Raw genomic sequence first — 12321 nt, forward strand, 5'->3', positions numbered from 1 at the left:
TGGTATTTTTATGTATTAGTAAAACAACAGAGTTACATACAGATATAAAAAAATAACAATTTCTATTGAAAACTAAACTTTATCAAATACCAAGAAACTAGATTAAAATTTGAAACAAGCTACAACACTATTTTTACTCCTTAATATATATACCTGTTTAATCTTAGGAATAAACGCTCAGGACCTTACCCTTTCTGTAAAGACGGAAAAACCTATTTCAAAAAATCTCATTGACTCGCTACAAATTCCAAAAACCTTTCAAAACTATTCAGAAATTGAAAGAGAGACAGATACTATTTCACTGAAACTTCAACGCATGGGATTTATTGAAAGTGAATTCCTTCAAATAATTAAAGAAAACGATAGCAGCTATGTTGCAGCTTTTAATCTAGGACGAAAATACGATGAAATAAAAATATATTATTCTGAAGAAAATTTCACCCGAAAAGAATTACAACGAATTTCAAACAATATTACAAATTCCTATTTTACGATAAATTTTGAAACAATAACAAGTTCACTAAACAAACTAACCGCTATACGAAATCAAAAAGGAAATGCTTTTGCGCGTTTACGATTAACAGAATTTCACATTGAAGATAACAACTTGCTCTCGGCATCTCTTTTTGTAGACAACAAGGAAATAAGAACAGTCGACTCTATTATAGTAAAAGGCTATGAAAAATTTCCTATTTCATATTTAAAACACTATGCAGGGACAAAAAAGGGTAAAGTTTTTAACAAAGCAAAACTTCTTAAGCAAAACGACAATTTAAACAATCTAGGATTTGCGTCATCCACAAAACCACCGGAAGCACTTTTTAGAAAAGATTCGACTACGGTGTATTTCTATCTAGAAAAACAAAACAACAACTTATTTGATGGAATACTTGGTTTTGCTACAGATGAAAAAACGCAAAAACTTAACTTCAATGGGTTTTTAAACCTCGAATTAAACAACAATTTAAACTACGGCGAACAACTACACATCAATTATAAAGCTGATGGAGAAGAACAAGTGAGCTTTAGAACAAAGCTCACACTCCCCTATTTGTTCCAATCGCCTTTTGGCCTAAGCGGAGAGCTCAAAATTTTTAAAAGAGACAGTACATTTATCACCTCGGAGCAACAAGTACGAACTACATATCAAATCAACCCCAAATCGGCTACATATATAGGATACAAAAGTTACGACTCTAGTAATCTATTAGATGAGGCTATTGCTGGCAATCCTATTGAAGATTTTAAATCTAATTTCTTTATAGCTGGCGCTTCCTATATAACCACTCAAAACAAAAAGCTTTTCCCTATAAAAAGCAGATTCACCTTAGAAGGAGGAATTGGGAATCGAAAAAAGAACAACATCAATGAAGATCAAATAGGTATCGAAGCACTTATCAGCAACATTTTTAATTTAAACTTTAAAAACTCGATATTTATACAAAACACTACCAACATTTTAATTAGCGATAGCTACCTAACAAATGAACTTTTCCGTTTTGGAGGCATAAATAGCATACGGGGATTTAATGAAAACAGTATAGACGCATCATTCTTTTCCATTATTAACACCGAATATAGATACCAATTCAATGAAGAAGTGTTTGTACACAGCATTATAGACTTAGGATATTTTGAAAACCAAACGCTTACTTTAAAACAAAATCTATACAGCTTTGGTTTTGGGCTTGGGATCAACACCAACACCGGTTTGTTCAGATTAAATGTTGCAAACGGCAACACCGAAAACCAAGATTTTAATTTTTCAAACACTAAAATTCACATCAGTGTTTCGTCAAAATTTTAATAAATCCTTATAACACAAGGATTCACTTTAAAAAGGAAAGTTAAAAATTGGGAGTAAATACTTGTGTAATTAACTTTTTATTGTGATTTTTGCCGTTGGCTAATTCAAATAATTTATAAAAATGAGAACAAAGTTTAGTGGAATCTTAACGCTACTACTAGCGTTAGTTGTGCAGCTTACCTTCGCACAACAAAAAACTATTACAGGTACGGTGACGGACGATACAGGTCTGCCATTGCCTGGTGCAAACGTTATAATAAAGGGTACAAGCTCTGGAACACAATCAGACTTTGATGGATTATACTCCATCTCAGTTAATGTGGGTCAAACGCTTACCTTTAGTTATGTAGGTTTTGACACCAAGGAAGTTAAAGTAGGAGCGCAAAACAGTATTAACGTTACTTTAAATCCAGGTGCAAGCCTAGAAGAAGTAGTTGTTACTGGGTATTCTACTCGTAACCAAACTGTGCAAACTTCAGCTGTTGTATCAATTTCAGCAACTGAACTTTCTCAAATGGCACCTACTACTAGTGTAGATAATATGCTACAAGGTAAAGCCGCTGGGGTGCAGGTAACTGCTGCTAACGGTAAGCCAGGACAAGGAGCTTTCGTTCGTATTCGTGGAACAGGATCTCTTGTTGCTGGTGCATCTTCTCCATTATACATAGTGGATGGCGCGCCAATTAGAGAGCAAGATCTTGCAGGTATCCCACCAGAGGATATCGAAAATATTTCGATTCTTAAAGATGCTCCAACTACAGCTAGATATGGTTCTAGAGGGGCTAACGGAGTAGTTGTAATTACTACAAAGAGCGGTAACAGAAATAGAGAAGCAAAAGTTCGCTTTAGCTCTAGATATGGTACTACTGCTAGAATTACACCAAACTTCGACATGATGAATGCTACTGAAAAGATGGCTTTCGAAGCTCAAATGTATGCTATGGGTGTTGGTAACTCAACTCTACCTGGTGTAGCAACAAATCCTGGGTCTCCAGAAAGAAATTTCTTATTACAAAATGAGACAGATTGGGAAGACTTAATCCTTAAGGATGGTATTATCCAAAACAACAGTGTTTCTATTTCTGGTGGTGCTGAAAAAGTAGATTACTACTTCTCTGTAACAAACGACAGAAACTCTGGTATTATCGATCAAATTGATGGTTTTGAAAGATTAGGTTCACGTTTAAACGTAAACTTTGAAGCAAAAGAATGGTTAAACGTTGGTGTAAACGTAGGTTACTCTCGCTCTATGAGTGATGAGCCACGTGACCGTAACAACGCTCAAAACCCATTCCGTGCAATGTTGGACTACAACCCATACGAAACTGAATTCTTATTAGACGAAAACGGAGAGGTGATTTTAGACGATAGTGGTAACCCAACTTACAACCCAACACGTGGTGGTTTCCCAGTAAGAGGAGCTCTATTAACTGAGCCAGCTGAGGATATCACCAACACATTACTTGGTAGTGTAGATGCAACAGTTACTTTTAACAAGAACTGGAGTTACACTTTTGCAGTTGCAGCTAACTGGAACGCAAAAAGAAGAGAGAGCTACTCAATGCCAGGAGGTATTCTTGACGTTATCTTAGAAGGTGCTGATAACCCTACAGGTAACAAGTTTGATGATCAACAACACCGTGTAGATCTTACTGTAAGTAATAGATTAAACTATCACTTCAATAGAAACAACCACGATTTTAACATCATGGGATTATACGAATACAATATGTACGAGTTTAACCGTCAGTTTGTAAGAAGTAAAGGTTTCCCTTCTCCATTATTGACTACTCAAGCTAACGCAGCTACATTGGATGATGGTTACACAAGTAGACAAAGATTAACGCTGGTATCATACGGAGCTTTTGCCGAGTACGATTACGATGAGCGTTATTTAGTGGGTGCTACAATACGTAGAGACGGATCTTCAAGTTTTGGTAGTGATGTAAAATACGGTACTTTCTATAGTGGAAGTCTTGGGTGGAACATAGCAAAAGAGAACTTCTTCTCTGTAGAGTCTATCGACGACCTTAAACTTAGAGCAGCTTACGGTACTGTAGGTAATAGATTAGGAATTCCTAATTATGCATCACAAGGTACAGTAACTTTCGGTTCTTACCCTGGAGGTTCTTCAACGCTTCCAAGCCAAATTGCCAACCCAGACCTTCAATGGGAAACAACGGAAACGATTAACTTTGGTGTAGAGTTGAACATGTTCAATAAGCGTTTGCGTTTTGTATCTGACTACTTTATTCGAAACACTACTGAATTGTTATTCAGCATTCCTAAAGCATGGGAGTCTGGTGTAGGAACTATCCCAGGTAACTTAGGGGAGATTCAAAACAAGGGTCTAGAAGTTGCATTACAAGGAGACATCGTACGTAACGACGATTTCAAATGGACTTTAGGAGGTAACATTATCTTCTTAGAAAACGAAATCGTTTCTTTACCTGACGGTCAAGATATTACTCCAAATGCATTTAGCATTTTATTTAGAGAAGGTTCTAAAATTAACGAGCACTACTTAGTAAGATATGCAGGAGTTGACCCACAAACTGGACAAGCTCTTTACTACGGTGCTGACAATGAAAAATACACCGCTAACAACCTTCCAGAAGGGGAAAACCGTGTGTTACAAGGAAAGTCAACATTGGCTGACAAAGAAGGTGGATTCTTTACTGATATCAACTACAAAGGTTTCGGTCTTAGAACTGATTTCATCTTCAAATACGGAAACTGGATTAACAACATTGTAAGAGCACAACGTGAAGATCCAACCGACATTGATTCAAACAGATCTACAAGTGCGTTTAACTACTGGAAACAACCAGGTGATACCGATGTACTACCTAGCCCACGTTATGCCAACACTGATGCAGCTGTTGATTCTGATCAATACTTAGAAAAAGGTGATTATATAAGAATGAGAAACATTACTCTATCTTATACATTCCCTAATAGATTCTTAGATAAGACTCCTATTAGCAGCTTAAGAATTTATGCTCAAGGACAAAACTTATTGACATTCTCTAAATTTTGGGGAGATCCTGAAGTAGGTATTTCATCGGGTGAAACAATCTCATATGCGAACACTGTTGCTCCAGGAGAGGTTACATTATACAGTTACCCAAATACTAAGTCATACCAGTTAGGGATAGACGTAAGTTTCTAATTTTAAAAAAACAATAGCAAAAAATGAAAAAATTAATTTATAAAATAGCAGTTTTTGTTTTAGTTGTGGGAAGTTTAACTTCTTGCGATGATAAACTAGAGCAGATTCCTTTTGACGAATTTGGAACTGAGAATGCCTATACGAGTGCAAGAGATTTTGAAAATGCCGTAAGAGGTATCTACTCAACACTTACTTCTGGAACGTTTTATGGTGGAAGTGATGCAGGGGGTATGCTAGACATGCCAGATGTACTTTCAGACAACGTTACTTTAGCACAGATTGGACGTCAATCTAGAGCAAATAACCACAACTTTAGGTATGAAGCATCACAACCAGCGATGTCTGGATTGTATTTCGATGCTTACACGTTAATCTTTAGAGCTAACACCTTATTAGAAAAGGCTGTAGGTTTTGAAGGTGAAACTAAAGCAAACTTCGTTGCAGAAGCTAAAGCGCTAAGAGCACTTGCTTACTTTGACTTGGTTAGATTCTTCGGAAAAATACCAACGCAATCAGGTGATGCTAATGGAAGTTTAGGGGTTCCTTACCTTTCTGAACCAGCACCAAATGCACAGCCAGCACGTGAAACTGTAGGATTCATATACGATCAGATTGTAGCTGACTTAGAAGAAGCTGCTGCAAACATCAATGACACTAACGGGGAAGGCCGTATGGGTAAAGATGCAGTTAACACACTTCTTTCTACAGTTTACTTATACATGGGTAATTGGCAAGAATCTGTTAACGCTGCAAATAGAGTAACTACTTCAGTGGCTTCTAGAGCAGATGTTCCTGGAATATGGACAGACGAAAACGAAAGTGGATTATTATTCCACATTCCAATCGAGCCACCAGTACTTTCTAATACTATTGGTGTAATGTGGAGCCAAGGAGGATTAAACTCTATAACTCCTGAGTACGTAGTTTCTTACGAATTATTCCAGTTATATAGTGATGACGATATCCGTAAAGAGGCTTATATTGCAGAAGGTTCTAAAAGTGGAAGTGACTTTAACGTAATCTACAAATACTTTGGAAGACCAGGTGGTACTCAAGGACAAGTAGACATCAAAATCTTAAGAGCTGAAGAAGCTGTATTAAACAAAGCGGAAGCTTTATTTAACTTAGGACAAGAAGGACCAGCTAGAACGGCTTTAGATGTAATAAGAACTAAGCGTTACACGACTCCTCCAAGTGGAGAAACAGGAACTGCTCTTAGAGATGCTATCCGTTTAGAGCGTAGATTAGAATTTGCATTCGAATCTCATAGATTCTTCGACATTAAGCGTTGGGGTCTTGGTGTAGACCGTGAAAGTTTTGGTGATTTAGCTGATGGTACAGGAGCTGCTTCTGATGTATTGAACTTAGCTGCTGGAAGTAATAAATTCCAAATGCCAATTTCGCAAACTGCCATGGACTTAAATCCAAACTTAATTCAGAATCCTGGTTACTAATTTTTAAATACCAATACAAATGAAAAATATTAAAACAATAATCGCATTTTTATTTACAACGGTACTATTAGTATCTTGTGAAACTTATGAAGATTACGACTCTGAGGCAACTGTTGTAGGTTTTACTAAAAACTCTAGTAACATTAACAGAGTACCAGAAGGGGGAACTAAAGAAGGTACAGTAACATTGTACGTATCTGATGTTTCTAACGCAGACAGAACTTTTACATTAGTGGATCTTCCTGCTGACGAATTCCCAACGGCAACAGATAACTACGAATACCCAAGTTCAGTTACTATTCCAGCTGGAGTTAGAGAAATTGAAGTTACTGTTACTGCTATTGACAACTCAATTTCACCAGACGACAGAACTTTCTTTATTCTTGCAGTACAAGCAGGTGAAGGATATGTTGCTGGAGGTCAAGTACTAATTGGTCTTAAAAACTAAGAACAAATAGGTTAGTACAAACCTTGAATTATATTAAACACCCTTTGGAGTTTCCAAAGGGTGTTTTTGTTATATATAGCTATAAATATATCAACTATGCAAACAAGAGTTTTTGAATTTAAAATTACAAGTATTAGTTTGTCAGTTAATTTATCTAATTTTACCAAAAGCTAAAAAAATAATACTAAGAACTCAATGAGCGATAAGAACAACACTATTTTCGGTATATATCCAGTTAAAGAAGCTTTGTCATCTAATGTAATTTTTGATAAAGTATTTATTCAAAAAGGGGTTGATAGCGATAAAATTGATGGGTTAATAAAAGATCTTGAAAAGGCGAATGTTACAATAAATATAGTGCCTTTTGAAAAGTTGAATAGATTAACTCGTGGTAATCATCAAGGAATTGTAGCAGTAACATCTCCTGTCGCATTTCACAGTTTAGAAAGTGTTGTGGAGCAAACATTAGAAAGCAATAAGACTCCCCTATTTCTAATCTTAGATCAAATAACTGATGTTAGAAATTTTGGAGCAATTTTACGTACTGCAGAATGTACAGGTGTAGATGCCGTTATAATTCAAAAATCAGGAGGTGCACCAGTTTCTGGGGATACCGTAAAAACTTCTGCTGGAGCCATATTTAAAATTCCTATTTGTAAAGTAGATCATATTAAAGATGCAATCTTTTACCTACAAGGCTCAGGAATTTCCACCATTGCCGCAACTGAAAAAACTGATTCTGAAATTTATGGCTTAGATTTAAAAAAGCCCTTAGCTATTGTAATGGGTTCTGAAGGAAAAGGAGTTTCTAAATCTGTATTAACACTAGTAGACGAACGCGCTTCCCTCCCACTACTTGGAGAGATTAATTCGTTAAATGTTTCGGTAGCTTGTGGAGCATTTTTATATGAAGTGGTGCGCCAAAGACTATAAGTAATTCTAGCTCCCAATTAAAACTTGTTAGCATCCCAGATATAATCTATTACCGCATAAATTTACATTGGTGAATTGTAAAAAAATTGATGAACTATAAAATAGATTTAACCGAATATAGTTTTAATGTTCACTTGATCAGTTTTCGTCACTAATGCTATCCGAATTCTTTTTAAACGTATAAACAATTTTAACCCGTTTGGTAATTTGCTCAACGGGTTTTTCATTTTCTATAGTCTCTTCAACAACCTCTTTAGGCAGTTCAATAAAATTTCCATTTTCATCAAATTGTTTTAAAAATGGATCGTCATCGGGATTATAATCTTCTTTTTCCCATTCGTATTTTTTATTTTGAATGGGATTTGTTTTAAAAATAAAGGAAAAAACAAGACCTACTAAAAAGCCTGATAGATGTCCTTCCCATGAGATTTCAGGATTTACCGGAAATACATACCACAACAATCCACCATATAGAAATACCACAGCTAGGGCTAAAGCAGTTAGCTGAAATTGTTTAGAAAAGATTCCTTTGAAGAATAAAAAAGCAGCTAACATATACACTACTCCGCTGGCTCCTATATGAAGCGATTCTCTCCCTATTCCCCAAGTAGCAATACCTGTCAATAAAAGCCCGAATAATAAAACCTTCCACCTGATATTTCTATAGAAATAAAACAAAGCTGAGGATAGAACAAACAAAGGAATGGAATTGTTAAACAGGTGTTTTAAACTTCCGTGAATAAACGGACTAAATACGATGCCTCTTAAGCCCTCTATATGTCTTGGATATACACCAAATTTATTAAAGTTTACTCCAAAGCGAGATTCAAACCAAAATACTATCCATATCGACATTACAAACAGTAATGGATAACCAAAAACATCGGGCGTAAATTTTAATTGATTAGCGTTTTCCATAATCGAGAAGTAAGTTACAAAAAACAATCCCAAAATAAATTTATGATATAATGTCAGTGAATCCGATAGTATAAAATTGTAATTTTGGCGTCTATGAACGCACCACTTGCAGAACGAATACGCCCCACAACTCTTGAAGGATATTTAAGCCAACAACACTTAGTTGGTCCAAAAGGATCATTAACTTCGCAATTAAGCACAGGAATGATTCCATCGATGCTTTTTTGGGGTCCTCCAGGAACTGGAAAAACTACCTTAGCCAATATTATTGCTAATTATACAGATAGGCCTTTCTATACATTAAGTGCTATAGACAGTGGCGTAGCTGCAGTGCGTGAAGTAATTGAAAAAGCTAAAAAAAGCGATAATCTATTTTCTACAAAAAATCCAATTCTCTTTATCGATGAGATTCATCGATTTAGCAAGTCGCAGCAAGATTCACTGTTAGGCGCCGTAGAAAAAGGATGGATAACACTTATTGGTGCTACAACAGAAAATCCAAGTTTTGAGGTAATTCCGGCATTATTGTCTAGATGTCAGGTTTACATTTTAGAATCTTTTAGCCGTGAAGACATGGAAGCGCTTCTAAAAAGAGCTTTAAAAGAAGATGAAATTCTTTCAAAGAAAGACATAAAACTACAAGAAACCGAAGCTTTAATAAGACTTTCTGGCGGAGATGCACGAAAACTTTTAAATATATTAGAGCTTGTTGTTCTATCAGAAAACACCGAGATAATTACAATTACCAACGATTTAGTTATGCAAAAGGCACAAAAAAATACCGTGCTTTACGACAAAACTGGCGAGCAGCATTACGATATTATTTCGGCGTTTATAAAATCAATTCGAGGAAGCGACCCTAATGCGGCAGTTTATTGGTTGGCAAGAATGATTGAAGGCGGAGAAGATATAAAGTTTATAGCTAGAAGGATGGTGATTTTAGCATCCGAAGATATTGGTTTGGCCAACCCAAACGCATTATTATTGGCAAACAGTACTTTTCAAGCCGTTAATTTAATTGGTTATCCAGAAGCTCGAATTATTTTAAGTCAATGTGCCATCTACCTAGCTACCTCAGCAAAGAGCAACGCATCATATAAAGCTATAGGTGAAGCGCAGAGCTTGGTTAGACAAACCGGCGACTTATCTGTTCCTTTATCCATTAGAAACGCTCCAACAAAGCTTATGAAGCAATTAGGCTATGGGAAGGAATATGAATATGCACACAATTATGAAGGCAATTTTGTGCCTCACGAGTTTTTACCTGAAGAAATAAAAGGGACTACCTTTTATAAACCTGGAAATAATGCAAAAGAAAACTCACTTAAAACGTATTTAAAACAGCTTTGGAAGGATAAATACGACTTTTAATTTTGAAGTTTATAAACTTTTAAAAATGCTCCATCGTTAATTTTAAGATCACCAGAAGCATCAAACGCCGCCTTTCCTGTTACACCTGAAGTATCTGTATATTCTAAATGGTTGTTATTAATAACCAAGGTACCTCTTAAAAGCAGACCATCGTTAGCTTTATTAGATTCTTCATAAAGTGAAAAACCTTTATCAGTTTTACGTAGCAAAAACGTTTTTCCTAAGTAAGAATAATTTGAAAACTTAGCTTCTGGAATGTAAATCTGCTTTTTAGTATTTGTATTCTCCTTAACTGTAGATGAAACTACCTCTTCTTTATGTGTTTCTTTGATAGTAACAACTTCTTTATTAGCTGTAGAATTTTCACTCAAAAGAACTACATCTTTTTGCTCAACGCGAAGTGAATTAAAACTATTAAACGCTTTTCTTAACGCATCTTGATATGCTTTGTCGTATTGTTTAAATTTAGTTCTCCCTTCATGAGTTCTAAAAACTTCTTCCCCATTACAATCTCTCAACACTACTTGAAGCTTAATGCCAATTATACTTTTCATTTTTTCAACATCAGCAAAAAGACCATCGCAACGATTGGCATTTGGTGCAAGATTTGCCATATATGCATTAAATCCATTTTTTTCTAAATAGAATTCTGTCATAGAATTCAATTTATACATATCCTTTCCGTTTAAAAAATCGAATTGCTCTGGCACAACTACATAACTGTAATCGCTCAATGTTTTGTTCTGAGAATTCACTGTTACACTTAAAAATAATGCCGCTAAAAAAAATAATATTTTTGTCATTAATCGTCGATAATAATGTTGAAACCTAGCTGTAAAGATACACTTTTTGCTTTTGCCAAATTACCGTATTTAAGAAGGTTGTCGGCAGCCAAATAAAAATTTACCGACCCAACATCAGCAGAAAGTCCTAGACCTACGTTCGAAAAAGAATAAGAATCTACGGTATAAGTAGCTTTTGCTGAAACAAACTCGTTTAGTCTTCTTTTGTAATAGAGCGTTCCTGCCAACTGTTGCCCTTTAGGTCGAAAAATAGAATAAAATTGAACTCCTACATTCTGTTTGTGCAAAACACCTTTATCCATATTCATGCAATCACAATCGTCTGAAGCAAAAAATCTTCCAAAACCAAAACTCAGGCCTGCATTAATTTTTACAGGTCTAAACTGAGTGTAGTTATTGTGAATTGTATCGATTGGGATTTCACGTTCAAATTCATCCTCAATATCATCGTAATAAGGATAAGTAGATTCACCGTCACTTAATGCTGGAAAAATTAAATTAATTCCGTCGAGCGTATAATTTCCATGGGCACGATAATTCTCTACATCTTTTCTATGAAAAATAGCTCCTACATCCAAAGCGCTAGCCGTAAGTACAAAAGCATCGTTAATTTCATAAGTAAAGCCCAAATCTACTCCCACTCCAAAATTTCCACCAAAGAAAGCTCTACCTAACACTTCTTTTATTACTTCATTTGGGCCATCTAGTTCTCGCAAGGAGGCATAACCAGAAGTTTCAACGCTTACATCGGCATTTTCTACGGTATGTTCATAAATATTTTCCGAATTTTCATCGCCAAGTCGGGTGACAAAGGTTCCGGTATTATTCACACTTCGATAACTAAACATACTCGAATAGAGCTTTAATCTAGCCCCAACAGTAAGTTTTTCATTAATCTTTTTATTCATTCCAAAATGATAAACCGTCATAAAATCGCCAGTAGTGCTAACTTCACCTAAATCAAATTTATAGTCTAAATAATCACTGTTGCCTTCCCAAGCCAATATTGCTAAATCTTTAGGGAAGTAACTTATAAAATCGAATTCTTGATAGATTCCGCCAGAAAAAAAGATTTCATTCTTTGCCCTCCACCCAAAGTTTATCAACTCTAATTGCTGAGTAACAGTAAAGAAATCGGTATTCTTCATTTCAAATATCTTTTTCGTGATTCTATCATTAATATTATCATTGCCATTATTAAAAATATCATAAACCGATACACCGGAAGAACCACCGTTAATGTGAATTTGGGACAACAACGGAATTCCATAATGCTTTTTATGAATTACTTTACTTCCAGGGTTTAACATTAGGGATTGTGGGGTATCATCAAAACCGTAGAGTATTTGCTTGTTTTGAGAAATAGCCAATACTCCTACTAGGAAAAACATTACAGTCAAAAAATTTCGCATAGT

The 12321-nt window shown here is 35.5% G+C and carries 9 protein-coding genes; 6 read left to right on the plus strand and 3 right to left on the minus strand.

All coding sequences use genetic code 11. The features are described 5' to 3' along the window. The first annotated feature begins 109 nt into the window (after positions 1 to 109). The 5 genes from RT250_RS02055 (at position 110) to rlmB (ending at position 7814) form a co-directional block, all read left to right on the plus strand. Entirely contained in the window at positions 110 to 1807 is a 1698-nt protein-coding gene (locus RT250_RS02055) for a POTRA domain-containing protein (RefSeq protein WP_313111673.1), read from the plus strand. Positions 1808 to 1928: 121 nt separating this feature from the next. Then, entirely contained in the window at positions 1929 to 4979 is a 3051-nt protein-coding gene (locus RT250_RS02060) for a SusC/RagA family TonB-linked outer membrane protein (RefSeq protein WP_313111675.1), read from the plus strand. 23 nt (positions 4980 to 5002) lie between these two features. Beyond that, the gene (locus RT250_RS02065; RefSeq protein WP_313111676.1) at positions 5003 to 6433 is read left to right on the plus strand and encodes a RagB/SusD family nutrient uptake outer membrane protein; all 1431 of its coding nucleotides are present in this window, start codon (positions 5003 to 5005) and stop codon (positions 6431 to 6433) included. Positions 6434 to 6452: 19 nt separating this feature from the next. Next, the gene (locus tag RT250_RS02070) at positions 6453 to 6881 is read left to right on the plus strand and encodes a hypothetical protein (protein ID WP_313111677.1); all 429 of its coding nucleotides are present in this window, start codon (positions 6453 to 6455) and stop codon (positions 6879 to 6881) included. Positions 6882 to 7076: 195 nt separating this feature from the next. Beyond that, on the plus strand, positions 7077 to 7814 hold the full coding sequence (gene rlmB / locus RT250_RS02075; RefSeq protein ID WP_313111679.1) for a 23S rRNA (guanosine(2251)-2'-O)-methyltransferase RlmB: 738 nt from the start codon (positions 7077 to 7079) through the stop codon (positions 7812 to 7814). Between the two features lie 138 nt (positions 7815 to 7952). Here the strand turns inward: rlmB and RT250_RS02080 are convergent, their stop codons facing one another. Continuing rightward, on the minus strand, positions 7953 to 8732 hold the full coding sequence (locus tag RT250_RS02080) for a rhomboid family intramembrane serine protease (protein WP_313111681.1): 780 nt from the start codon (positions 8730 to 8732) through the stop codon (positions 7953 to 7955). 93 nt (positions 8733 to 8825) lie between these two features. Between RT250_RS02080 and RT250_RS02085 the strand changes: the two genes are divergently transcribed. Beyond that, the gene (locus RT250_RS02085) at positions 8826 to 10103 is read left to right on the plus strand and encodes a replication-associated recombination protein A (RefSeq protein ID WP_313111683.1); all 1278 of its coding nucleotides are present in this window, start codon (positions 8826 to 8828) and stop codon (positions 10101 to 10103) included. Here RT250_RS02085 and RT250_RS02090 read toward each other — a convergent pair. Further along, entirely contained in the window at positions 10100 to 10906 is an 807-nt protein-coding gene (locus RT250_RS02090) for a hypothetical protein (RefSeq protein ID WP_313111686.1), read from the minus strand. The genes RT250_RS02085 and RT250_RS02090 overlap by 4 nt on opposite strands. Next, on the minus strand, positions 10906 to 12318 hold the full coding sequence (locus RT250_RS02095) for a DUF5723 family protein (RefSeq protein WP_313111687.1): 1413 nt from the start codon (positions 12316 to 12318) through the stop codon (positions 10906 to 10908). Before RT250_RS02095 ends, RT250_RS02090 begins: the two co-directional genes overlap by 1 nt. Positions 12319 to 12321: the final 3 nt, after the last annotated feature.

It is taken from the genome of Aequorivita sediminis (genome assembly GCF_032080575.2).
Classification (GTDB): domain Bacteria; phylum Bacteroidota; class Bacteroidia; order Flavobacteriales; family Flavobacteriaceae; genus Aequorivita; species Aequorivita sediminis.

Coding starts and splice junctions, on each gene's coding strand:
- RT250_RS02060 (WP_313111675.1), top strand. CDS start 1,929: ATGAGAACAAAGTTTAGTGGAATCTTAACGCTACTACTAGCGTTAGTT.
- RT250_RS02080 (WP_313111681.1), bottom strand. CDS start 8,732: ATGGAAAACGCTAATCAATTAAAATTTACGCCCGATGTTTTTGGTTAT.
- RT250_RS02065 (WP_313111676.1), top strand. CDS start 5,003: ATGAAAAAATTAATTTATAAAATAGCAGTTTTTGTTTTAGTTGTGGGA.
- rlmB (WP_313111679.1), top strand. CDS start 7,077: ATGAGCGATAAGAACAACACTATTTTCGGTATATATCCAGTTAAAGAA.
- RT250_RS02090 (WP_313111686.1), bottom strand. CDS start 10,906: ATGACAAAAATATTATTTTTTTTAGCGGCATTATTTTTAAGTGTAACA.
- RT250_RS02085 (WP_313111683.1), top strand. CDS start 8,826: ATGAACGCACCACTTGCAGAACGAATACGCCCCACAACTCTTGAAGGA.
- RT250_RS02095 (WP_313111687.1), bottom strand. CDS start 12,318: ATGCGAAATTTTTTGACTGTAATGTTTTTCCTAGTAGGAGTATTGGCT.
- RT250_RS02070 (WP_313111677.1), top strand. CDS start 6,453: ATGAAAAATATTAAAACAATAATCGCATTTTTATTTACAACGGTACTA.